Source organism: Bacteroides cellulolyticus (assembly GCF_025567135.1).
Taxonomy (GTDB): Bacteria; Bacteroidota; Bacteroidia; order Bacteroidales; family Bacteroidaceae; genus Phocaeicola; species Phocaeicola cellulolyticus.
The window spans coordinates 50,327-77,299 of record NZ_JAOQJJ010000010.1; the positions used below are offsets into that span (position 1 = coordinate 50,327).

General features: G+C 34.6%; 14 protein-coding genes. 12 read left to right on the plus strand and 2 right to left on the minus strand.

The features are described 5' to 3' along the window. Positions 1-38: 38 nt before the first annotated feature. Positions 39-2,354 carry a heparin/heparin-sulfate lyase HepB gene (gene hepB, locus OCV82_RS10155; RefSeq protein ID WP_154044270.1) on the minus strand — a complete coding sequence of 772 codons (2,316 nt, stop codon included), beginning with the start codon at positions 2,352-2,354 and terminating at the stop codon, positions 39-41. 244 nt (positions 2,355-2,598) lie between these two features. On the opposite strand from hepB, the gene OCV82_RS10160 reads away from it, so the two are divergent. The 6 genes from OCV82_RS10160 to OCV82_RS10185 all read left to right on the plus strand — a co-directional run bounded on the left by OCV82_RS10160 (position 2,599) and on the right by OCV82_RS10185 (position 12,563). Continuing rightward, on the plus strand, positions 2,599-4,560 hold the full coding sequence (locus OCV82_RS10160; RefSeq protein WP_154044271.1) for a sulfatase family protein: 1,962 nt from the start codon (positions 2,599-2,601) through the stop codon (positions 4,558-4,560). 75 nt (positions 4,561-4,635) lie between these two features. Next, entirely contained in the window at positions 4,636-4,848 is a 213-nt protein-coding gene (locus OCV82_RS10165; protein WP_154044272.1) for a Sec-independent protein translocase subunit TatA/TatB, read from the plus strand. A 109-nt stretch (positions 4,849-4,957) separates the two neighbouring features. Further along, positions 4,958-8,998, plus strand: a complete 4,041-nt coding sequence (locus tag OCV82_RS10170; protein ID WP_154044273.1) for a hybrid sensor histidine kinase/response regulator transcription factor — start codon at positions 4,958-4,960, stop codon at positions 8,996-8,998. Positions 8,999-9,141: 143 nt separating this feature from the next. Next, on the plus strand, positions 9,142-9,501 hold the full coding sequence (locus OCV82_RS10175) for a cupin domain-containing protein (RefSeq protein WP_239469090.1): 360 nt from the start codon (positions 9,142-9,144) through the stop codon (positions 9,499-9,501). 24 nt (positions 9,502-9,525) lie between these two features. After that, on the plus strand, positions 9,526-11,433 hold the full coding sequence (locus OCV82_RS10180) for a prenyltransferase/squalene oxidase repeat-containing protein (RefSeq protein WP_154044294.1): 1,908 nt from the start codon (positions 9,526-9,528) through the stop codon (positions 11,431-11,433). A 65-nt stretch (positions 11,434-11,498) separates the two neighbouring features. After that, on the plus strand, positions 11,499-12,563 hold the full coding sequence (locus tag OCV82_RS10185; protein WP_262543464.1) for an aldose epimerase family protein: 1,065 nt from the start codon (positions 11,499-11,501) through the stop codon (positions 12,561-12,563). A 44-nt stretch (positions 12,564-12,607) separates the two neighbouring features. Here OCV82_RS10185 and OCV82_RS10190 read toward each other — a convergent pair whose 3' ends face one another. Then, entirely contained in the window at positions 12,608-15,601 is a 2,994-nt protein-coding gene (locus OCV82_RS10190) for a polysaccharide lyase family 8 super-sandwich domain-containing protein (protein ID WP_154044276.1), read from the minus strand. Positions 15,602-15,824: 223 nt separating this feature from the next. Between OCV82_RS10190 and OCV82_RS10195 the strand changes: the two genes are divergently transcribed. The 6 genes from OCV82_RS10195 to OCV82_RS10220 all read left to right on the plus strand — a co-directional run bounded on the left by OCV82_RS10195 (position 15,825) and on the right by OCV82_RS10220 (position 26,961). Further along, positions 15,825-16,922 (plus strand): chondroitinase family polysaccharide lyase, encoded by a 1,098-nt coding sequence (locus OCV82_RS10195; protein WP_154044277.1) that lies wholly within the window; start codon positions 15,825-15,827, stop codon positions 16,920-16,922. Continuing rightward, the gene (locus OCV82_RS10200) at positions 16,895-18,280 is read left to right on the plus strand and encodes a polysaccharide lyase family 8 super-sandwich domain-containing protein (protein ID WP_154044278.1); all 1,386 of its coding nucleotides are present in this window, start codon (positions 16,895-16,897) and stop codon (positions 18,278-18,280) included. The genes OCV82_RS10195 and OCV82_RS10200 overlap by 28 nt, the downstream gene beginning before the upstream one ends. Before the next feature lie 288 nt (positions 18,281-18,568). Continuing rightward, positions 18,569-21,733 carry a SusC/RagA family TonB-linked outer membrane protein gene (locus OCV82_RS10205; protein WP_394802656.1) on the plus strand — a complete coding sequence of 1,055 codons (3,165 nt, stop codon included), beginning with the start codon at positions 18,569-18,571 and terminating at the stop codon, positions 21,731-21,733. Between the two features lie 17 nt (positions 21,734-21,750). Continuing rightward, a complete protein-coding gene (locus OCV82_RS10210) occupies positions 21,751-23,448 on the plus strand; it encodes a RagB/SusD family nutrient uptake outer membrane protein (RefSeq protein WP_154044280.1) in 1,698 nt (565 codons plus the stop codon). A gap of 127 nt (positions 23,449-23,575) precedes the next feature. Continuing rightward, a complete protein-coding gene (hepC, locus tag OCV82_RS10215; RefSeq protein ID WP_154044281.1) occupies positions 23,576-25,576 on the plus strand; it encodes a heparin-sulfate lyase HepC in 2,001 nt (666 codons plus the stop codon). Positions 25,577-25,584: 8 nt separating this feature from the next. Beyond that, positions 25,585-26,961 carry a sulfatase family protein gene (locus tag OCV82_RS10220; RefSeq protein WP_154044282.1) on the plus strand — a complete coding sequence of 459 codons (1,377 nt, stop codon included), beginning with the start codon at positions 25,585-25,587 and terminating at the stop codon, positions 26,959-26,961. The last annotated feature ends 12 nt before the right edge of the window (positions 26,962-26,973 follow it).

Genomic DNA, 26,973 nt, shown 5'->3' on the forward strand with positions numbered 1-26,973 from the left:
TTATTGCCCGTATTATTCAGGCGTAATACTTATGTAATTTACCTTGAAAACTCGTAATGTCCTTTTCCTCCTTCAAACGACAGTATTCCGTCGTCAGAACGTACCCATTTATATGGGATAAATACTTCACCGTCTTTCTTTACCTGCCATGTTCCGGGTTTCATGTCAGTCATGACAATTTTGAAAGTTCCTTCTCCGTTGATGTCAATGCTGAATTTTCCGGAAAGCGTGTTGCTGTCTTTACTGAAAGTCACAATTCTGTCGGAGATTACTACTCCTACAGTATTGTCGCTTTTCAGAAGTGTAGCCTTATGCATGTTTTTGCATTTGTTGTCAGCTACCTGTATCACGTTAAGGAAGTAATCTTCATTAGCAGGAGATTTTGGAGATAATTCAACTCTCCATGCACCTTTTTCGTTTGTCGGGTCCGGAGTACGTGGCTCGTTAGGGTAGTTCTCGCCGTTAACCCAGAATTCCTTACCCGGGCCTCCGATGGTATTAATATCTAAGTTACCTTTTTCCGGTAGCAACACAGTGTCGTAAAGCATTCCTGAATCTCCGTCTTTTGTACGTTTAACGGTAAATGTTCCGTCTTTTACAGTCGGCTCTTCAATGCTGTGCAGCAGCCACTGTTTCTTATATTCAGGATTTGATGAAACAATCTTGTCGAAGACTATCAATGCGGCAGGAATATTCTCTGATTTCAGATTCAGGAATACGAACGAGCGCTTTACTTCTTTTACCTTGTCGGAATATGCCTTGGTTATGTCACCTTTCAGATAAGAATAGTCCGGTGCCATGTAGTCCGCGTCGGTTCCGTGTGCAAGGACTTTTCCTGTTGTGTATTCGTCGCTCAGTAAATCTTTGAACGAACGGCAGGTGTTCCATCCGTCACCAGGCATTCTCTGTCCTCCGTCGTTACCGGCAAAAGGAGTCTTATCTTCACCGCCATAGCTATGGCATTCAAATTTCTCTTCAGGATTGAATATCAGCAGTGAGTTGTGGGCTACTGTACGTTTGAAGAAATTCTTGTTGTGTGGGCTGTTGTATCCGCCTGAACTTCCCTGATATGTTCCTGCATCCAGCGCCAATGGACCTTTATAATATATCTGGAATGAGCCTCCGTCAAGATGCTGATGGTTTCCTACATAGTGCTCGTTTATTTTCATTTCTGCTATTACGCTGTTCTCATCCCATCCTGTTCTGGCAATCATCCATCCGAACGGTGTTCCGGAGTATTTTGTAAGAGGTAGTGTTTCAGGACCTTTAGGCTCAATGTTAAGGTCTTTCCACAGGATGTCGAATATCAGACAGTGATTGTCAATTTTCTTTGTACGTTCATATTCGTATGCCAGATAGCCGTCTTTGTAGTAGCTGTAAGCCAATAGAGCAGGAAGAGCGTAATTGGCAACGCCTTTTCTGTTAGGATTGGTATCACCGGCAGGAAGAACCTGTCCGTCAGGCCGTCTTCTGTAGATAAAATCGTATAAAACGAACTGTTGTGCCGAGTCATAAATTGCTCCTGCGCCCATGCGTGACATTATCCAAAGAGATATAAGGTCGTTGCTGAAACGTACATTTGCATAACTGCTGCCCTGATGGTAGTTATGTCCCGAATAGATGAAGTTGCGGGCTGGAATATAGTCCTTGTACATCATTGTTACTACATAATTGTACATGTCAGGATATTCGTCATATACTGCAATACCAGCCGAGAGCATATCTCTCAGTACCATCCATTCCGAAGAATGTCCTGCTATAGGTTCCGTATTCTTTGGAGGATAGCCGCATTCCATGGTCTTGGCTATTCTGACAAATTCGTTTATGTATGCTTTCTTTTCAGAATCTTTCATCTGGTCGTAGCACCAGTCGTAAACCATTGCACCACACATCAGCATTGATCCGCTGGCTCTTGACAGGTCACCTTTTGTTCCATAATTAGTGTTGCGTAATGTGTCGAGCATGGCTGTTATGGCTTTTCTGGCAACTGATTTCTCTCCGTTTACCAGATAGTCCAATGCATCAAGCTGTACTCGGCTTGTTATTCCTCGCATTTCAGCATAATATCTGAATCCGTTTTTTGCCGGAGCTTTAGCTTCTTCTTCAGGAGTCCTGTTTTTACTCAGTTTCTCCATCTTTTTTATGGTCTTTACAATTTCCGGATGTTTTATTCTTTCTTTAAGTTCCGGAATGTCTGAAGAGCGTAAATACAATCTAGGATGGACAGAAGGTGGTACCGGAATTTCCACACCGTTTACGTTCCTCCATTCTACAGTGCTTCTGGTTTGCGCTGATAAGTTGAAACCTAGTATGATATGAATACCTATCAGCATGATAATACTTCTTTTTTTCATGGCTATAATAATTATGAAATAATAATATTTTCCTATTCGCAAAATTAACTTATAAGCAGTTATTAATTCATACTGAAATAATCAAATGAGTTTTATTTGTCTCTATCGTATTTTAAAATTGTTGAATATGCTTTTAATATTGTCCATTATACACTGGTATATATTATTTAAACATGTGTGTGTTATGAAAATAAACTTAATAACTATTTTCGCAAAGAAATATATTAACCTAAATAAATTCATTATGAAAAATGATTTCAGATTGTTTTGTTCAACAATAATATTGGGGCTTTCGTCTGTAAGTATGCTTTCTGCAAAAGATGATATTCGTCCTAATATTCTATGGTTAACATTTGAAGACACAAGTGCTTATGAATTCGGATGTTATGGCAATAAGGATGTTAGTACTCCCAATGTGGATAGCTTAGCTCAAAGAGGTGTTCAGTTTATGAATGCATGGTCAGTTGGCCCTCAAAGTTCTCCGGCGCGTTCCTCTTTAATAACCGGATGTTATGCTCCAACGTATGGAATGGATTTTCATCCGGTTCCTTTTGATACTCCTGATGATATATTCTTTCCTCAAAGATTAAGAGAAGCAGGTTATTATTGTACTAATAATAATAAAACGCATTATAATACTACGACAGATAATAAGTCATGTTGGGATGAGTGTAATAAGAAAGCTTCTTATAATAGTCCTAAAAGAAAAGATGGTCAGCCTTTTTTTGCTGTATTCAATACTGTAACATCGCATATGGGTCGTATAAGAACTTTTCATACCGACGGTCGTCGTGATTATACACGTGAGGGTATATATCCTCAGCTATTAACGTTGCCATCTTATGTACCTGATTTGCCGGAAGTACGTTCTGATTATGCCGGTCATTTGGAAGCGGTTCAGGATGTTGACAAATGGGTTAAGATATATCTTGATGATTTGAAAGAAAAAGGTCTTGATGAGAATACTATAATCTTCTTTTTCAGTGATCACGGTGGTTGCGTCCCTCGTGGTAAAGGATATTTGTTTGAGAGTGGTTTAAGGGTACCTTTGGTAGTATATTTCCCCGAAAAATTCAAGCATTTGGCAAATGGTTTGTCAGGTAAAGTTGATCGTTTGGTTAATTTTACGGATTTAGGCCCTACGGTACTTAGTCTTGCAGGTGTAAAACCAGAGAAAAGAATGCAGGGAGAAGCTGTGTTTGGTAAATATGCAGCAAAAGAGGAAAGGAAACTTAATTTTGCTTTTGCTTCGAACCAGTTACATCATTTTATGCCTGTTAGAGCCGTTTCAGACGGGCGATACAAATATATACGTAGTTATATGCCATATAGGCAGTTTGCATTGAGAAATTATTATCAGTGGGGTATGCCGTCAAATAAAGCCTGGGATAAACTTGTATTAGGTGGTCACAATACTAATGATGACTGGGCCCAAACATTTTGTGCTCATCCTGCAGAAATGCTTTTCGATTTGTTTAATGATCCTGGCGAAATACATGATTTATCTTCTTTACCACAGTATCAGGATATTTTGAAGAAAATGCGTGAATCTTTATCTTCTCATATAAGAGAAACGGAAGATTTAGGTTTCTTTCTGCCAACGTCACGAAGAGGTAAAATATTGTATAATTCGGTTAGAGAAGAAAAATTTCCTTTAAATGAACTTTATAATCTAGTAGAACTTGCAAGTATGCCTAAATCTTCTGATGAACAGTTTTTTAGAAAGGCATTAATAAGTGATTATCCGGAAATGAAGTTTTGGGCAACTGTCGGTTATGCACAATTGGCAAAACTAGGATTAATTTCTGAATGCCCTGAAGAATTGAGACACCTTATAAATGATACTGATCCTTATATATCAAGCGAGGCTGCATATGCCATATCCTATTTAGGATATCCTGAAAAAGGAATAAAGAATTTGGTATATCCTGTTAAGGAAGAAAATAGAAAAATTGGGTATTCGTCATTGGAATGTTTATCTCTTGATCCTAATATGCGTAAGTATATACGTGAATATCTTAATGAATTACGTAATAATGCTGAGACTCTTCCACGAATTCAGAATGAAGATGCCGGACTTATGGCAAGGGGTATTCTGGTGAATTTGGGAGAACTTGATATAGATTTACTTCATGGAGAAGAAGCATATAAAGCTGGCTTGAAACTTAATTATGGACGTAGGCCTATGGTTCCATTGCCATATTAAAACTAATCTTATACAATCTGGCATAGTATTCGTTAGACATTTTAAAATAATAATAAACCTCTAATAATAAAGTTTATGTATAATCTACTCCTATTGGGAATTGGAATGCAGGAATTGTTGTTTATTGCATTATTAATTTTACTATTGTTTGGTGGAAAAAAAATTCCTGAACTTATGAAAGGTTTGGGAAAAGGTGTAAAAAGTTTTAAAGATGGTGTAAATGGAATTGAGGAAACAGTGAATAATCCTGAAATATTGAATGGAAAAGATAATAAAATGGAGAAATGATTAGCTATAATAGGTAAGAAGATTTATTTGCCAATTATTCTTCTTATATGTATATTTGTTACATTCCTTTTTTATGGAAATTGCGACACGTTGATTAATATATAATAGCATGAAGATAAAAAGTTTTTTTAAGGTCTTATTTGTCATTTTACCATTATTGTCAAGTAAAATTGTTTTTGCTTATAATTCGGAAACAATTACTTTTTCCCATATATCTATTAATGATGGTCTTTCTCAGAATACAGTTTTTTCAATAACACAGGATAAATCTGATAATATGTGGTTCGCTACATATGACGGTGTGAACCGTTATGACGGATATGAGTTTACGGTATATCGTCATGACGAGAATGATACTGTATCTATAGCTGGTAATATTACTCGTTGCGTGGTGACTGATAGTAAGGGGAGGATTTTGGTTGGAACAAATAAAGGAGTTTCACTTTATAATAAGGAAACAGACACTTTTAAAAATTTTTTAATTACAGATAGAAAGAATGCTCTGGTTAAGGATATTGTAGAGTTATCTGATGATTTATATATAATAAATTCAGAGGGTGAACTATATGTTTTAGATCTATCAATGAATTCTTTTAGAGATGACATATTGATTCCTGATTTAGTATCTAAAAAAGTATCTTCTATTTATAGAGTAAATGATACTATATATATAGGTTGTGTGAATGGACACTTGCATTCATATTCTTTTGTTAGTAATAAATTTATTCCTTCATCTTCATTTGAGGTTGGGGCAAAAGTGCAAACCATGTTATTATATAATTTACATGAACTATGGATTGGTACAGAAGGTAATGGATTGATAAAATTGGATTTGCGTACTGGAGATTTGAAGAATTATAGACATACATCAGATAAAAATAGCATAAGTTCTGACTATATACGTTCTTTAGCAAGAGATTCTAACGGCAGATTGTGGATAGGAACATTTAATGATTTGAATATATACTCAAATGCCAGCGATACTTTTGTTAAATATACTAATGATGAAACAAAATTCGGAAGTTTGAGCCAACGTTCTGTCAGGTGTATTTATAAGGATAATCAAGGTGGTATGTGGTTAGGAACATATTTTGGTGGTCTTAATTATTATCATCCACTTAAATATCGTTTTAATAATATAATGCATGAGCCATACAGGAATTCATTAAGTGATAATGTGGTGAGTTGTATTGTTGAAGATGAAAATTTTATGTTGTGGATAGGAACAAACGATGGAGGCTTGAATTGCTATAATCCTGCTGATGAAAGTTTTAAATATTATAAATTAAATTATGAGGATAAAGATATTTCTAGGGAATCAAATAACGTCAAATCTTTATATATAGACAAAAAGTCTGATAATGTTTATGTTGGTACACATGCAGGAGGATTGAAAGTCGTAAACCGGCGTACAGGATTTATCAGACATCTATATATACGTGATGCCGATATAATGGCAAATAGTATATATTCAATCTTGCCTCGTGATGAAGAAAGATTGTGGCTGGGAACTCTAAATGGACTTTATCTGTACAATATGCATAGTGGTGAGTTTACGCACGTTGATGAGGCAGGTATTTCAAAAAAGGGAATATATGCTATGTTTATTGATTCTTCAGATTGCCTTATAATAGCGTTTGATGATTGTCTGGTTAAGTATAAAATAGAGGGCAATCATCTGGAGAGGGTATCTTTTGGTATAAATGGTATGTCTGATATTAAAACTGTACAACAGATTTATGAATCAGTTGATGGGCGTATATGGCTTGCTACAAGATCTGGATTATATTACACAGATAAAAAGAATAGAGAAATCGTTCATTTAACAGAAACAGATGGTCTTCCTAATAATGTTGTGTATAGTATTGAGGAAGATTCCTATAATAATATATGGGTAAGTACGAATAAAGGTTTGAGCTGTTTTAATCCATATAGTAAAACATTTAGAAATTTTTCAATAAAGGACGGAATACAAAGTAATCAATTTAATAGCTATTCGCATTGTCGTACAGCCGATGGTCGATTGTATTTTGGAGGAATAAATGGTATAACAACATTTCGTCCAGAATTGTTGATTGATAATCCTTATACTCCACAGCCAGTAATTACAAAACTTAAACTTTTTGGAAAAGAAGTTCGTCCAGGAGATGAAACAGGAATACTTAGGAAGCACATATCTGATACTGATAGTATAATATTAAATAGTTCGCAAAAATCATTTACTCTTCAGTTTGTGGTTTCTAACTATTTATCTGGACAACATAATATTTTTTCTTATAAGCTGGAAGGTTATGATGATACTTGGAATTATACAGAAGATAACTTAAATGTATCATATCATAATTTGCCTCATGGGGAGTATCATTTTAAAGTACGTGCTGCTAATAATGATGGAAAATGGAATAAAAAGTCTAAGGTGTTATATATAAAAGTTCTTCCTGAGTGGTATGAAACATGGTGGGCTATACTTATTATAACCTTGTTGGTAATAAGTGCTATAGCTCTTGTATTTCGTTATTTCTGGGTAAAAAAGCAAATGGAAAATAGATTGATTATGGAGCATAATGAAAAGCTTCATCAGGAAGAAATTAATCAAATGAAACAACGATTTTTTATTAACATTTCTCATGAATTACGTACCCCTTTGACATTAATAATATCTCCTGTTCAGGAAATGAAGATTAGAACCACAGATAAATGGATGAAGGAACAGTTAGGGTTCGTAGAGAGAAATACTAATAGATTATTACATCTTGTAAATCAGTTGATGGATTATAGACGTGCTGAGCTAGGAGTGTTTAAATTAAGAGTTTCAAAAAGAGAAATATATTCAGTCGTTAAAGATTGCTTTTCTTTTTATGAGAAATTAGCTCGTTCTAAATCGTTGAATTATAATTTTATTTCAGATTTAGAAGGTGTAGATGTTTGGGCTGATGAAAAATATGTGGAGATTATTATCAATAATCTTTTATCGAATGCATTTAAATATACAAAGGAAGGGAGTATAACTGTTAATTTGTCGTTGAATGATAATTTTCTGATATTGAATGTAACAGATACAGGTATTGGAATACCGCTTAATAAACATAAAAAGATATTTGAACGTTTTACCCAACTTGACTCTACTTGTATGGGTAGTGGTATAGGTTTGTCGTTGATTCAAAGATTGGTAGAATTGCATCATGGTAAAATTGAACTTAACAGTGAACCAGGCAAGGGTAGTTCTTTTTCTATATATATACCTCAAGATAAATCTGTTTATGCTGAAATAGAATTAGCTGAGAATACGTATGAACCAGAACAGCAATTACATTTTACTAATACAAAAGATGAATATTTTGTTGATTCAGAAATGGATGAATTAGTAATAAATGACGAATCAGATGCTTCTTCCAGAGGAACTATTCTTATAGTTGAAGATAATGAAGAAGTTAGACAATATCTTAAATCTGGTCTTTCTAAGGTTTTTAATACTTTGCAGGCCGAGAATGGAGAAGTGGCACTTGAAGTATTGAAATGTAATGATGTAGATATGATTATAACAGATCTTATGATGCCTGTTATGGATGGGGTAAAACTCTGCAAAGCTGTAAAACAGAATGTGTCAACCAGTCATATTCCTGTTATAATTTTATCAGCAAGAACTGAATTGTCTGATCAAAAAGAGGTTATGGCATTAGGAGCTGATGATTATATAGCTAAACCATTTTCTTTATCGTTACTGACAACAAAGATTCAAAATATAGTACGAACTCGTCGTCGTATGTTAGAGCATTATTCTAAAGAATTAGATGTTGAACCTGAAAAAATAACTTTTAATGCCTTGGATGAAGAATTATTGAAACGGGCTGTTGAAATAGTTAAGAATAATATGGATAATTCGAGCTTTTCTACAGAAGACTTTGCAAGTCAGATGAATATGAGTCGCTCTAATTTGCATTTAAAACTGAAAGCCATAACAGGAGAGTCTGCTATTGAATTTATAAAGAAAATAAGATTTTCTGAAGCATGTCGTTTGCTTAAGGAAGGACGATATAATATTGCAGAGATAAGTACAATGGTAGGTTTTAGTACACCATCATATTTTGCTACCAGCTTTAAGAAATATATTGGGTGCCTTCCTACTGAATATATAAAACAACAGAAATAAACTATATATTCAATATATAAAGGTTTGATATTTTAATATTATAATTCTAATAGAAAATGAAAAAGTTATTTGTTTGTTTAATGGCAACAATATTGCCAATGGTGTGTTTTTCCGCGGTCGAAAATGTAAACAATGGTAGTGATATGAAGAATAGTACAATAAAAAAGACAAGAAGTGTCGATTATATTCTGGATAAGGATAAAGAATGGGAACCTGCTGGAGAAGGTGTTACACGTAAGATTATGGGCTATGATGGTCAGGTTATGCTGGTTAAGGTTAAATTTGAAAAGGGAGCTGTAGGAACACCACATGCACATTATCATACACAAACTACTTATGTAGCAAGTGGTAAATTTGAATTCGATATAGAAGGTAAGAAAAAAATTGTGTCAGCGGGCGATGGTATATATATCGAGCCTGATGCGGTACATGGATGTGTATGTCTTGAACCAGGGATACTTATAGATTGTTTTTCTCCTATGAGAGCTGATTTTCTTAAATAAAAAACGGTTTATGTTTTCGTGATGATGAAAAGGCAGTTAACTGTAATATTGATGGTGTTAATATCTTTTGTCTTATACGGTAATAATGTAAGTAGCAATCTGACAAAAGATAAAATTAATCTTGAGGCAGAGACTCTTCTTCAAGAATGGGTGGATACATTATTGACATTACAATATGAATCAAAGTATCCGACTTTAGATGGTGGCATAATTTGTCCTGCTTGTGCTCGAATACATGGACGTATAGGCGATTTCGTACTTCCTTTAATGTATATGGCAGATAAAACAGGAGATGATAAATATCTGAATGCAGCAAAACGATTAATAAAGTGGATGGAAACGGTACGTCAGCCTGATGGATCATGGATGAATGATGTAAATGTATCTGATTGGAATGGGACAACAGTATTTTTTGCAATTGCACTTGGCGAGGCTGTAAAATATCATGGTCATTTGTTGGATGAAGCGACACTTGATACGTGGAAAAAGTATTTGGAGTCTTCTGGTGAGTTTATTCTTAATAACAGATTTATATATAGTCGCAAACGAGAAGGTATGCGTAATATGAATGTTAATTATTCAGCTTCCGCTACTTATGCCTTGTATTTGCTTGGTGATATATTTGAAAGAGAAGATTTTAAGAATAAAGCAAAAGAAATTGCATTCGATTTAAGACAGTATTTTACTAAAAATGATTGTTTCCTTTTTGGTGAAGGTCCAAATATAACAAGCGAAACGAAGAATGGATGCCGTCCCGTTGATTTGTTATATAATGTTGAGGAATCTTTACCTAATATGGCACATTATGCTCTTTTGTCAGGTGATAAAGAACTTGAGGAATTGATAGTGAAATCAATGAATACACATTTGGAGTTTATGCTGCCTGATGGGGCATGGGATAACAGTTGGGGTACACGTAGTTTCAAGTGGACTTATTGGGGTGGACGTACTAGTGATGGCTTTATGGGTGGATATGGTTTAATGTCAACAAATCATCCAGAGTATATGGAGGCGATATATAGAAATATAAAGCTTTTAAGGAATGCTACACATAATGGATTACTTTTTGGAGGACTGCATTATAATGATTTGAATATTCAACCTTGCATACATCACACTTTTGGGCATTCAAAGGCCCTTACTTCGTTTTTGGAATGTAAAGTGGGAATAAGTAATGAAGCTGTAACTTTGCCAAGAGATAAAGAATATGGGGTAAAATTTTTTAAGGATATAAGAACATGGCTTGTATCCGAAGGACAATGGAGAGCTACTGTTACCGGATATGATGCTGAATATAAGGTTAAAGGAACTCATCCTATGGGGGGAGTATTGTCAATGTTGTGGCATGAAAAATTCGGACCTATATTTGCTTCCACTACTAATATGTATAAAATGATTGAAGCGCCTAACATGCAGCATGTAAATCGTAAATATATAGTTGGTGGAAGTCCACGACTGGAATTCATAAAAGATGGGAAGCTGTATTCAAACCTGGATGATTTGGATACTGATGTTATTTATACAAAATCAGATAATAAACATATATTTAAAATTAAAACTCATCTGGTTACATGTGAACAAGAGTCTCCTTCGCAAGGAGTCACACCAGTGGATATTACTTATATATTTGATAAAGAAAATATTATAATAGAAGCAGAAAGTACGGTAGATGGTGTAAGCCTGGTATTACCAGTTATTGCTTCTAAAATAAATAAAACATCTTTGCATAATAATAGATGGATATGTAATGGTAATAATTCTGATCTGGAAATAAATGTCTTATCCGGTAGTTTATCATTAATGCCTGTTGACCCTGATGGAAGAACCTTTAATCCGGTTCCAGGTTTTGCTATGGTACCATTGAAAATCTCGTTTAACCGAGGAAGTAGTAAAATCTCTGTATCAATAAATGTATGTGATAATATAAAATGATAATAAGTATAAGAAATCATATTCTCACCTTATTTGTGATATTCTGTTCAGTAAGTACCGGATGTGTGAATTCCGATAAAGTTAGAAATGTTACGGTTTCCTGTATAGATACAGTTTTAATTGATAATGATACATTGTTCCAGTATGAAATGATAAATTCATCTGGAATGGTTATCAGGCTTACAAATTATGCAGCAGCTCTTACAGATGTTTCTGTACCAGACAGGAATGGTAAAATGGAATCTGTGGTTTTAGGTTTTGATTCTATATCTGAATATACCAAGCCTAATCCGAAGTATGGAAGTACAGTGGGACGTTATGCTAACAGAATAAAAAATGCTGAGTTTGAGTTAGATGGAAAGCATTATATATTGGAGAAGAATAATAAAGGGATACATTCTATACATGGTGGAAGCAAAGGCTTCAATCTAAGAGTATTTGATGTTTGTGATATCTCTTGTGATACAAATAAAGCTACGATTGTTTTTGCTTGTAGAAGCCCTCATTTAGATGGAGGATTTCCAGGTAATTTGGATTTTTCAATATCATATACTTTGACTGATAATAATGAAATAATCCTGAACTATGAAGCACATACAGATGCGCCAACTGTAGTAAATTTTACGAACCATAGTTATTTTAATTTATCCGGATGTAATGAAAATGTATTAAGTCATAATTTTTATATAAAGGCAGATTCGATGTTGGTCACCGACAGTGATGGTATTCCAACAGGTGAGATTGTCTCTGTAAAAAAATCAGATTATGATTTTATGCATTATCGTAAAATATCTTTTCCGTTGTCTGATGGTGAGTATAAATACGACACTTCGTATAAGTTAAGCAAGACAGATGGAGAATTATCACTTGCGGCTATAGTAGAGCATCAGAAAAGTGGTCGTCGTTTAAAAGCTTATACCACTGAACCTGGAATGCAGTTCTATATTTCAAATTCTGATATGAAACGTTGGATAGGTCATGGAAACAAAAGATATATGCAATATGCAGGATTCTGTTTGGAAATGCAGCATTTCCCTGATTCTCCTAATCATTTAAATTTTCCTTCAACTGCTCTTTATCCGAATCAAGTATATAGACAAATAACGATATATAAATTTGAGACATTTTAAAGGTCGATATATTTTATCGGCCTTTAAAATGTGTTCATTTATGTTTATTTGGGTATTTTTATTGTTATCGGTGCTGCTGCATATAAGTCTGATTGATATTTGTATTTTATTTCATCTCTTATATCCGGTATTTCAGCAATCACCTCTGTCATTTTTCCTATACGTTTTATACTTACGGTTTCCCCTTCCATCGGATATATACCACCTAGTTGATATTTATATATACCTTCAGTCAATTTCATATTTGTTATAAAACGTATCGTTTGTTTCTTTCCATCAGGTTGTGGATTGCCAATACTTAATGTCCACTCATTATTATTTTCTTTTAGCATTATCATGGCTACATCGTCTGATTTTATTTCAATACTGTTGAGCTTGACTTTTCCTGGCTTGAAAAAAGAAAATTGATATATGTTTTCTTTTGGAGAATAAAGTCCATGAATAGAGTCTGCTAATAAGAATGAGAACTCCTTTCTAGTATCATCTAATATTTTTCCCATTTCAGTTTCTTTTACATTCGGTATTTGCACGAATATATACTGATTGTCGTATCGAACTTTTCCTGGTTCACGGCCATGATCTACTGAAATTATAAAGTTTGGTGTTTCATCAGATATACTTTTGTCTGTTATGTTGATGAATTTACCTGATTGAATATTAATCTTGGTTTCTTTTCTAGGAAATATTAGATATCCTTTTCTACCTGCATGAAACCAACAAGGTTTGCTTGTATTAAGAGTCATGTTTATAGATTCGTCTGGCATTATTGTTTTAGTTTTTCCGTCTATATTCCAAGATAGTTTGTCATATAATTCTGTTTGATCTATAAAAGTATTTATATTGTTGCCTTGTCCTTCTCTTATTCTTTGTATATTGTTACCAAGAGCAACAATCCTGTCTTCTAAAAAGTAATATGATTTTAATGCAGTGGCAGAACTGTATTTTTCTTTGGGTAGATGATGATACATTGCCATACCATTATTCCCATCAGATAATACTCCGGCAATCTTGTTGTTTCCGGCTAATGAAGCTGCTGCACCTCCTGATTTTGGCATAGGATCGTTTCTCCATTCTTCGGTAAGACCTGGTAATGCATGCCAGTCCATATTTGATAAGACCTGTTGGTCGTATTCGTCTCCTTTAACTTTTACTTGTAGTATTCCATATCCGGCATGCCATGATTTTCTTATTTTACTGAAATCTTCCGCACCAACTGTCCTTTCTGATTTTAGTTTTACTGATGCGTAATAAGGCTTTTCATTTTTCCCCCTTCGATGAACTAGAAACTCATTAACCCAGTAAGCGTCTGTACCCGAATATTCGAATTGTCCCTTTTGTATGTTGGCATTTAATTGTATCAAAGAATCCATTCCTACAATTTTTGTATCTTTACTTCTAGCTATATTTAAATTATGTACAGCATCGTTATAAGTATTTGATACAAACTTAGTTAAATCACTTAAAAATGTTCTGCCTGATACAAGAAAATCCATTTGTCCTTTATAAAATAGTTTTGGATAAACATTTAATAATCTGTCAAGCTGAAACTGATAATTTTTACTGTCTATTCTATATCTTGTGTCCTTAAAGAATGAATATCCGTTGCTGCATTGTGTAAGTAATTCAAATCCATATGCAACCATGGCGGCATCAGTTCCTTTTCCTATATGATGTGATATGGTCCCATCAGGATGAAATCCTGACTGACGATAATGATGTGAAGGGATACAGAACTTTGTCATCCAATAACTTACGTCTTTAATAACTCCTGAAGGTGACCAACCTGGTGACAGACTAAAGTCTTTGAATGGTTTGTCATTATAATAGCTGGAGTACCAGTATTGTACGTATGTCATAGGACGATTATAGTCAGCCCAAATGATAGGTAATGCTAACATCGTACGTGATCTGTGACCAAGGTTTGCATCTGCCCATGCTCCAGAACTATAGTTGGGATCTATAATTTCACCCCATCTGGGATTATTTGTTATTTTTCTCCTTTCCTTGACAAGGGAAGTGAAAATTTGAAAATAATTGATTAAGTTTTCATGTAATTCAATATATTGTCTATCGCCTTTGTTTATACCTTCAATAATATCTGGCATTAAAGTAAGTATCGGAAGCAGCATAGAATCTGTGAATCTCCATTGGTGTTCAAAATTATTATTTTGTCCTAACTTATAATAAGGTAATAAACTTGCTCCATCCCCTGTATATTTACCTATTGGCTTATTATTAATTATTACTTCATTTCCTTCAATTGGCACTGCAGAAACATAATTATTGATAGTCTTAACAAGGATATCTTTAAGTAGGGCATGTCTTTCTGTATCACCATTTATTCCATATGTTTTGGAGTGATAGTATGCATATCCTAAACTTCCTATTTTATCGACAATATTTATCCATTCGTAGTCGATTGTTACATTCTCCAGTTTTTTACCCTTGTATATAGCCGAGGCATTTATATTGGGGTATTCGTAAGGCTTCGCATCATAACATTTAAACCCTTCGAATCTACCATTATTCCTTATTAATTCTTCAATAAGTTTTGCTACTTCAGCATCTTTGATTTTCTTTTCTCCGTATGTACGTGGGGTATCTGGTGCTGTTTTCATATATCTTTTATAAAAAAGATCCCATAGCGTATTATTAAGAATGTTTATGGTAATATCAAATTCATTTATGACTTTATTGTTGTCTTTCAAAGCTACTGACAAAATATATGATTTTTCTTTTTTACCTGTATTCTTTTTTTCTTTTACGAATAAAGACCCTTTTATTCGTCCTTTTTTGTCGAATGTTGTTTTAATACCAAACAAGTCGTTTTCTTGTTTTATAATTTCAAAATGATAAGATGTTGGAATCTTATTGAAAATGACATCTTTATTCCTTTCTATGTGTATTCCTCCTATAACAGGTGTACCTTCAGGACTGTTTGTCCTGATGTCAAAATAATCGGCAAAAATAGTTTCCTGTGATTTAATACATTTGACTCCTATAAATATAAATAGGAAAAATAATAAAAGTTTTTTCATGGTTTTGTGGCTTATGTTTTTTTATTGAACTTTTTGCAAATATATGAATGATGGGTATAAAATTCTTTTGTTAATTGGCTTAAAGTTGTAGATTGAACAAAATTCAGATTATTCTGTAAAAAAATGATAGTTTCATTTTTATTATTCTGTAAAATAAAATATATGTTTGAAGTATTTTTTTATTGGTATTTGTACTTTTGGAAAACATCAAACAGTTATATTTATGAAAGTTTTTAAGTTTTTATTAGTGTCAATTTGCATATTATTTGCAACAGAAAGCGTGTCTCATCCGATTGATAGTATTGCTATAAAATATCGTGATTGGATATTAGGCAGTGATAATATTGATTATACAAAGCCTTTGGTAAAAGAACGATATGATGCAATAGTCAGACAGGCTGAAAAGGCTATGTCTAATTATGAGAAAAAGGTATTGTTGGTTACAGATAAAAAGTTTGATTTTGTAAATGATAAGAAATCTTCTTCTGAATTTATTTCGCTTGTTCCTGAAACTCTTTTCCCGCTTGTTATTGCTTATAAACTTACTGATGGTGTAGATGGAACAAATCCTTATTACAAGGATAAGAACACTTTAGACAAAATCATAGAGATTTATGAAAAACTGCATAGGAAAGGATGGGTGAAAGGGCTTCCTATAAACATAGATATAAAACGTTATGAAACTGATGCATATATTGGACTGGGTGGAAGTATAGCATTGAGTTATCTCACTTACGGCATTTCTACTTTCTTGATGCAAGATGAATTAAAGGAGAAAGGTCTTTTTGAACGTGAACTGGATATGTTACATTGGATTACACGCTTTGTTGGACCGGAATTTGATAATCCTGTTATGTGGAAAGAATCCGGCTTTAATACTGATGCGGTACGTTCATTGATGAATACCAAATTATGTTACATTCTGTCATTGCCTTCTGAACATCCTGATAGAGAAAAGGAAATGATTTATTTTAAGCGTTTCCTTGATAATGCTCTGGAGATAGCACCGAGTTTTGCAGATACAATTAAACCTGATTATGTAGGTTATCACCACAAGAATATGTATGCAAATGCTTATGCTGTAAACAGTTTTCATGCAGCTGCTATATATGTTTATATATTAGATGGTACGCCTTATGCTGCAGATAGAGAGAGCATAGAAAATCTTTCTAATGCATTGCTGACTAATCGTATATACGCTCAGAAGTATGATATTCCAAGAAGTGTTTCCGGACGTTTTCCTACCAACTTGTCAACTCTAGTACAGAATATTCCCGCATATGCATTGCATATATGGCTGCCATATATGATAATCCATTAAAAGATGAACTTGAAGCTACTTTTATGAGATTATGGGAACCAGAATGTGAAGTCTTTCATAAAAACTTTGTACAAGATGTAGCAAGTAGAATAAGTTATTTTGCATCAATGGGTGCAATTGAGAGAACTCTTGAACTTGCAGGAAAATCTGTTGAACCAGAGAACGATCCAAATGGGTTTTGGTTTTTCCCTTACGGAGGTTTGACGATATATAGACAAAAAAATTGGATGGTGTCCTGGAGGGGTACAAGTAAATATATTTGGGATTTTGAGGGACCGATAAATAAAAAAAATGAGTACGGACGTTTCAATGGTACAGGTGTACTACAAATATATGCAACCGGCAAACCTGTTTCGGCTGTAGCAAGCGGATATGGAGTAAAAGGTTGGAACTGGAGCTCATTGCCAGGAACCACGACTTTGGATATTCCTCATGAAAAATTGCCATCTAAAAAGCATCGTCAATATTCTTCTGTCAATTTCTTGGGAGGAACGCGTTTGGATGATAGTTGTGGTGTGAGTTCGTTTACGTATGCTGATAATCTGAGTTCGGTGAAGGCTAATAAAAGCGTTTTTTTCTTTGATGATTATATTTATGTCCTTGGTACGGAATTAGAAAGTACGGGTGAACATTATATGTTGCAGACAACTGTTGCGCAACTTAGTGTTAAAGATGATAAATCAAAACCATATTTAAACGGTGATAAATACGTTGATCCGTATGGACACGCTTATTATTTTGTTAACTCAAAAGGGGTGATTGCTGAGCGTAAGCTGCAGACAGAACCTTTGGAGTCAAAGAGAGGTGTGAGTAAAGGATATTATGAAACGTGTAAAATAAACCATGGTATTAATCCATGTAATGAATCTTATGCATATGTTATAAACGTGAATGGAGGTATTAAAGGAGCGGATGAACTTTCTGATTCTTATTCTCAGAAATTCAAACTTATACGTTCTGATAAAATAGCACATATCTTGTTATATAAAGTTAAAGGAAAAAAAGGTTATGCAGTTCGAGAGGCTGGAATAAACTTGCAAGACGATGATATATTGAAAGTAAGTACCCCCTGTATATTGGCTACGCAGAAGAGTGTCAACGGCTACAGAATTGCTGTATCGAATCCTGACATGAATCGTTTTGATGAAAAAATTGATTATGCGCAATCATCGGAAAGAAAATATCATTTTGCCGATAGCAGATCTGCTCCTGTCATTATTTATGTTAAAGGATATTGGAAACTGAAAGAAGAACAAAAGGATGTCCATTTGATTTCGCATGACAAAAATACTACTAAAATTTGTTTTGACTGTGTTGGTGCACGTACCATAAGTACGGAGTTGATAGAATGTAAGTAAGGAAAAAGCTTTTGTTATTTCAAGTAAAATGGATTGTCGTTTTAATTGAAACGGCAATGGATTTTTGCTTGAAACTATATAGATTTAAAAGATGTAGATATTTTTGATGTTTTATTCGACAAATTTAATATTATAGAATGATAATAATCGTCTAATTGGGACAATATTAAAGTCTGTTTTGTGGTGCTGTTTGTATTTTTGCATATGACAAAATCAAAATAATTAATTTAAACCTTAAAATTATTATTTATTATGAGTTGTTTTAAAAGATTTATTTTATTATTTTTTATGGTAACTTTGGGCGTATCTTTATATGCGCAGGTTACGGTTACCGGAAAGGTAACAGATGCCGATGGCTATGAAGTTATTGGCGGTAGTGTGGTTCTAAAAGGATCGCCAACTGTTGGTACTGTTACAGATATGACAGGTGCCTATTCTTTAACTGTTGATGATGCCTCTAAAGCGGTGTTGGTGTTTTCTTATGTCGGCATGCAGACGCAGGAGGTGAAAGTTAATGGTAGGAGTGTTATTGATGTTCAATTAAAAGCAGATGCGGTTCTTCTTGATGAGGTCGTTGCAATTGGTTATGCAACAGTAAAACGTAAAGATTTGACAGGTTCTGTGTCTTCTGTAAATAGTAAAGAACTTTCAAAGGTTCCTACTAGTGATATTACTCAGGCATTGGCAGGACGTATGTCAGGTGTGCAGGTTATGCAGAGTGAAGGAACTCCAGGTGCTTCTATTTCAATTCGTGTTCGTGGTGGTATTTCAATTACTCAAAGTAATGAACCTCTTTATATTATTGATGGTTTTCCTAGTGAAGACGGTATGTCAACATTAGACCCTGCTGAGATTGAAACTATTGATATTTTGAAAGATGCCTCGGCTACAGCAATCTATGGTGCCCGCGGTGCGAATGGTGTGGTAGTGATTACTACCAAAACCGGCTCAAAAAGTGGTGGTAAAACAACTGTAACGTTTGATTCTTACGTTGGCTTTAAGAAAATTGCAAAAAAACTTGAAGTCCTGTCTCCATATGAATTTGTAAAACTTGATTATGAACGTAAGGTTTATGATCAGGCTGATACGCAAGAATCTTGGGATAATGCGGTCCAAGGTTTTGAGGAAATATATGGAAAATATAGTGACATTGAAGCTAATTATTTGAATCGTAAAGGAATTGATTGGCAAGATCAGACTTTGGGGCGTACTGCTTTAACTCAGAATTATCGTGTCGGTGTTTCTGGTGGAAATGAGAAACTTAACTATAGTATGGCTTATTCTTACTACGATGAAGAGGGTGCAATGGTTTATAGTGGAAGTACTAAGCATAATATTTCATTTAATATTAATAATAAAGTAAATGATCGCCTGTCTGTTAATGCCCGTATGAGTTTTGACCAAATGCGTATTGAAGGTATGGGTACATCTGAAGGTGGAGACAGATTTAATAAGATGCAGCACATACTTCAGTATCGTCCTACAATTGGTATTAATGGTAATGATATCGATTTGTTAGGAGACGAAGACCCTCTTTTCGTTGATGATACAGGTAATGTAATGCAGAACCCATTATTGTCAGCAGCTGAAGAAACAAAGGATCGCGAATATCGTACTTTCCAGGCTAATGGTGGTTTTACATTTAAGATAATAAAAGGACTTTCATTCCGTAATACTACAGGTATGCGTTATCAAACTCGTAGAAATGATATTTTCTATGGTGATAAATCGGTAACAGGAAAGCGTTCAAGTATTAATGGTAGCATTCAGAATGTCGAGAATGGTAGTTTCCAGACATCAAACGTTTTAACATATAATTTTAAGAAGAGTGGACATGATTTTACTGCAATGGCAGGTCATGAATTTGTTAGTAAATGGACACGTAGTTTCAAGGCAGTGGCTACAAACTTTCCAAATGATGAGATTGGCTTAGGAGATCTTTCGTTAGGTTTGCCAGGAACAGCAGAATCTTCTGTAAATTATGATGATAAATTACTTTCATTCTTCGGTCGTGTGAACTATGGCTATAAAGACAAGTATCTGTTCACAGCTTCAGTACGTGCTGATGGGTCTTCTAAATTCGGTAAGAATAATAAATGGGGATATTTCCCAGCATTCTCTGCAGCATGGCGTATGGCTGAAGAAGATTTCATTAAAGATTTGAATGTTTTCTCGGATTTGAAGTTACGAGTAGGTTATGGCTTGGCAGGTAATAACAGAATAAACAGTTATCAGAGCCTTGCAATTATGGGTTCTGTCACATATCCTAATGGAGATTCGACACAATCGGGCTATGTCTCAAATCAGGTGCCAAATCCAGATTTGAAATGGGAAGCTAATAAAACATTTAATCTTGGTTTGGATTTAGGATTTTTAGATCAGCGTATAACTATATCTCCTGAATTTTATATTAATAGAAGTAGTAATTTGTTATTGGCTGCAAAGTTGCCAGAATCATCAGGTTATTCTTCTATGGTAATAAATGCAGGTGAAACTGAAAATATGGGTGTTGATTTGACTATCAATACAACAAATATAATGACGAAGGATTTTACATGGAATACTTCTGTGACATTCTCTCATAATAAAAATTCTGTAAAAAGACTGACTGGAGAAGAAGTACAGCTCTGGGAAGCAAGCTTTGGATATGATCAGAATACACATATTATTGGGGTAAACCAGCCTCTTGGACAAATGTATGGATATGTGACTGATGGTATATATCAAGTAGAAGACTTCAATTACGATGCTGCTACAAATACTTATACTTTGAAAGACGGTATCCCATACATGGGAGAAAAAAGTAAAGTTCAGCCAGGTATGTGGAAGTTTAAAAATCTTGATGGTAGCGAGGATAATAAGATTACAGAAGATGACAAGACTGTGATTGGTAATGCTTATCCTACATTCTATGGTGGTATAAACAATAATTTTACATATAAAAATTTTGATTTGAGTATTTTCTTGACTTATAGTTTCGGAAATGATGTTTTCAATGCAACAAAATTGACTAATACAAAGACAGCACTTGATAATAAGAATGTATTGGCTGTATCAAGTAGTGAGAATCGTTGGGTATTGGTGAACGATGAAGGTCAGTTAATCTCTAATCCTGAAGAATTGGCAGCAATTAACGAAGGAAAAACTATAGCTTCTATAGTGGATAATGAAATAGGTGATACATATATTCACTCATGGGCTGTAGAAGACGGTTCTTTCTTGAAATTAAGTAATATAACATTGGGATATACATTCCCTAAAAAAATGTTGAGTAAGATTGGAGTATCCAAGTTACGTCTTTATGCTACAGGAAGTAACCTTTTGACTTGGACAAAATATTCCGGTTTCGATCCTGAAGTTTCTACAATGGGTAATGGATTGACTCCAGGAGTGGACTTTGGAGCTTATCCAAGAAGCCGTTCGTTTGTTTTTGGTATAAATCTTGCTTTCTAATATAAAAATGAATGACAATGAAAAATTATAATATAAAGTTTTTTGCACTGAGTGTGCTTGTGAGTATGGGAGCAGTATCTTGCAGCTTGACAGAAGAACCAGATTCATATTATGAAAAAGATACATTCTTTAGTTCCGAAGATAAGGCTAAACTGGCTGTAATAGGTGTGTATGACTGCTTGTCCACAGGAAATCATTATGGACAGTTTGAAATGGCAATGCCTGCTTCCGATGATACGTATTATATTCAAGGAACCGGTACGGATAATACCCGTCGTGATATAGCTCATTATATGGTTAAAACTACCAATACATGGGTAGCAGATTTGTGGAAATATAAATATCAGGGTATAGACAGAGCTAATTTTGCCATAGCTAATATAGAGGCCATGTCAGGATATAGTGAAAATGAAAGATTACAGTCATATGTGGCTGAAGCAAAATTTTTGCGTGCTTTTTTAAGTCTGGACTTAATCAAGTATTGGGGTGATGTTCCATATAAAACAACTTATACCGGAGGTTATGATGATGCTTTTCAGCCTCGTGTAAGTAGAGAAACGATATATGATTATATAATTCAAGATTTGGATTTTGCGAAGAATCATCTACCTGCAGTGGGCAGTGTGACTTCTCCTGAAACTCCTGATCAGGTTGCAGCTCATGCTCTCTTAATGCGTGTTTATTTGCAGCGTGCAGGCTATAGTTTGCAGATGGATGGAAAACTGACACGTCCTTCTGACGATTTGAGAAAATCTTATTTTGAAGCAGTGATTGATGAATGGACTGCCATAAAAGAAAAAGGTGGTCATGGTTTCTATGATGGTGGTTATGTAGAATTATTTAAATCATATTCTGCAGGTATATTGAATAATAAAGAAAGCCTATGGGAGATTGCATTTAATCCAACTGGTAATAGTTTTAAAGATAATGCTGGCTTTTGGGCTACATATAATGGTCCGCTTGTGGATGCTCCTGGATGTAAACCTACTGAGAATACAGAATTTATGGGACGTGCCAATGCATTTTTCAGAGTCATGCCAGAATGGAAATATTTCTTTGAATCTACTGATGAACGTAGTGACGTAATGGTTGTTGATTATCAGCTAAAATGGGATAAGAATTTGTATAATCATAAGAAAGTATCTAAAGGAGATGATGCAGGAGAAAAAAGAGACCCTGCCAACTGGTATCCCGGCAAATGGCGTAGAGAGTGGATGCCGCTAGGATTTATTGATCCTAATGTGACAGGAGTCAACTATTGTCCTTTGAGATATGCTGATGTAGTGCTGATGGCTGCAGAAGCTTATAATGAAACTGGAAACTCGCCTGAAGCATGGAATTTGCTTAATATGGTTCGTACACGTGCAAATGCTACTCCTGTTACATCTCTTCAAGAGTATAGGACAGTACAGCCTAACTTATATGACTTGCCTTTCTTTAATGGTGGCGGTGCTGATGATTTCCGTACAGCTCTGTATTGGGAAAGGGGGTTTGAATTGGCTTTCGAAGGACAAAGAAAATTTGATCTTATTCGTTGGGGCATCTTGGGTGATGTCTTGAAACTTTTCCAAGATAATATGGATAAAAAGTTAAAGGGAAAATATGTTGCCGGTGAGAATTTTGTGAAAGGCAAACATGAGTTATTCCCTATTCCATTGGGAGAAATACAAGCAAATCCAGCATTGGAAGGTAAAAATAATCCTGGTTATGAATAATTAATATTATAATAGTTAGGTATGTAATAATGATTAGGTGAAGCTCTGTTTTTAGGTGATTGTAATTCTTGATGAATAGAATTTATACCTTAAAAGCAGAGCTTCTAAACTTCTTAATATGTAAAAAATGAAAACTTTAAAATATATAATTGCAATATTGTTTCTATCTGTGCCTTTTTGGGCAAATTCCCAAGAATTAAGAAAAGAAGTTTTTGAAATGTTGGATTTGAATTATCCGGGGTTGGAACAAGTAAAAGCTGCATGTGATAAACAGGAATGGGAAAAAGCATCTTCAGCATTACTAGATTATTATCGTAATCGTACGTCTATAAAGCATCCTGATATAGATTTGAATAACATCAAAATAACAGCAGAAGAGCAAAAGTGGGCAGACGATGCTCTGGAACATACTTTTTTTGTTCATAAAGGATATCAGCCTTCGTATAACTATGGAAAGGATATAAATTGGGAATATTGGCCTGTTCAAGACAACGAATTACGTTGGCAGTTGCATCGTCATAAATGGTTTACTCCTATGGGTAAAGCATATAGATTATCCGGTGATGAAAAATATGCCAAGGAATGGGTATATCAATATATGGATTGGATAAAAAAGAATCCTTTGGTGGAAGTTGAAAAGGAAGTATTTGATAAAGGAAGTGCTGGTGAAATCAGAGCTGTGGAAGATAATGTAAGGTTTGCGTGGAGACCATTGGAAGTAAGTAACCGTTTGCAGGATCAAACGATTCAGTTTTTACTTTATCAAATATCTCCTTCATTTACTCCAGAATTCTTGACTGAGTTTTTGGTAAATTACCATCGTCATGCTCAGTATATAATGGGAAATTATTCAGAACAGGGAAATCATTTGCTTTTCGAGGCTCAACGTATGGTTTATGCGGGGACATTCTTTCCTGAATTTAAGGAAGCTTCTGTATGGAGACAAAGTGGTATAGATATTCTTAACCGAGAAGTAAAAAAACAGGTATATTCAGATGGCGGACAATATGAATTGGATCCTCATTATCATCTTGCCTCAATTAACATCTTTCTGAAAGCTTTACGCATGGCTGGAATGAATGGTTTCCGTAATGAATTTCCTCAAGAGTACGTTGATATAATGGAGCGCATGATTGAATTTTATGCTAATATTTGTTTCCCTGATTATTCTAATCCTTGCTTTAGTGATGCTAAATTAGGTGATCCGGAAGAGGAAAGACGTAATTATGAAGAATGGTCAAAAGTTTTTCCAGATAACGAATGGATAAAATATTATGCAACAAATGGTACAGAGGGTAAACCTCTTCCATATTTGTCACATGGTTCTTTGGCTTCAGGTTTCTTCACATTTAGAACCGGATGGGAAAATGATGCCTTAGTAATGGTTGTAAAGGCTGGACCGAAGGGAGAATGGCATTGTCAACCAGATAATGGTACATTTGAATTGTGGTTTAACGGAAGAAATTTATTCCCTGATAGTGGAGCATATGTTTATGCCGGTGACGAAGAGGTTATGAAATTACGTAATTGGTTCCGCCAGACTCAAGTACATAATACTTTAACTTTGGATGGAAGGACTATTGATACGACAGAATCTGTAACAAAACTATGGCAGCCGGAAGGTAATGTACAAATCCTGGTAACTGAAAATCCTCATTATGAAGGGTTAAAACATCGCAGAACTGTATTCTTTGTTGATGGCAGTTATTTCGTTATAGTAGATGAAGCTGTGGGAGATGCAAAAGGTACAGTTAATTTAAATTATCAGTTGTGTGAGGGCAATGTAAAGATTGATTCGAAAAATAATATTTTGACAACAGATTTTAATGATGACAGTAACGTGAAGTTGCAGTGCTTTTCAGAACATAAAATTTCTTTGAGAGAAAAGGAAGGATGGCGTTCTGTTGTTTATCGTAAAAGAGTTCCACGTACAGCTGTTGCATTTGATGTTGAAAAGAAAGATTCTAAACCGATACGTTACATTACTGTGATTACTCCATCAAAATCGAATACTGCTTATCCTGATATTAAGGCTAAATTTGTGAATAAAGCATTTAATGAAAATGGAGTAAAAGTGAAGGTAACAGTAGATGGAAAGACTAAGGTTTTGGAAAGTAATATAAAATAAGAGTCACTATGAATATTAATAATAATGTATTGTTGTTGCCATTGTTCTTGTCTGGAATAAGCTCCATGACTGCAATGGCACAACAAAGACCTAACATAATTTATATTTTTACGGATCAACAGACAGCCTCGGCCATGAGTTGTACCGGAAATCCCGATTTGAAGACTCCAAATATGGACAGGTTGGCAGCTAATGGTGTACGTTTTGAGAATGCCTATTGTTCTGCTCCGTTAAGTGGCCCTTCCAGAAGTGCCATGTTTACAGGACATTATCCAGGAACTACCGGTATGCTTCGCAATGGTGCCAATATGCCTGATTCGATTAAAAAAATAACCTTAGGAACTTTGATGTCTGAAGGAGGATATGATTGTGTATATGGAGGTAAATGGCATATACCTGTTCTGGATATACCAGACGGCGAGTTTGGATTTTCCCAACTTCATCCTCATACAGATAATGGATTAGCCGAAGCTTGTGTGAAATATATTTCCCAAAAACATGACAAACCTTTCTTCTTAGTCGCTTCTTTTGATAATCCCCATAATATATGTGAATATGCAAGAAAACAGAATTTACCTTATGGTAATATTCAAGAGCCTGATACTAGAGATTGTCCAGGATTGCCTGTCAATTTTGCCAAAAATCCTTACGATGCAGGAGTGATAGAATACGAAAAGAGGAGTAATTTTAATGTCTATCCATCAGTTGATTATACTTTAGAGGATTGGCGAAAGTATCGTTATGTTTATTATAGGTTAGTAGAAAAAATAGATAAGGAAATAGGTAAGATTATTGATGCCATTGATGATAAGAATCTATGGAAAAATACAATTGTAATTTTTTCCAGTGATCATGGTGATGGTATAGGAGCACACAGTTGGAACCAGAAATCTGCATTATATGAGGAAGTCGTAAATATTCCATTGATAGTTTCTTTGCCTGGAAAAAAACATGCAGGAACAGTTCTTCCACAGATTGTTAATAATGGAGTAGATTTTTTTGCTACAATATGTGATTTTGCCGGTATAGAGTGTCCAAAATCATCAGATGGAATATCATTCAAAACGGTTTTGGAAAACGGTACTTCATCCTTTAAACACAAAGAATATAACGTAACAGAGACTCTATTTGATGGTGGCACTACCAGAGGATGGGCATTGCGTACGGCACGTTATAAATATGTGATATATGATAAAGGTAACAATCGTGAGCAGATGTTCGATATGATTAATGATAGGGGTGAAATGCGTAATCTTGTGGTTGAAGAAGCTTATCACGAAGAATTGGAAAGTTTGCGTGATTTGATGGACCAATGGATGAGGAAGAATAATATTAAACCTTCAAGAAGACGATTGAATGACGTGCCTGAGAGGGCAGATAGATAATTTTTATATAAT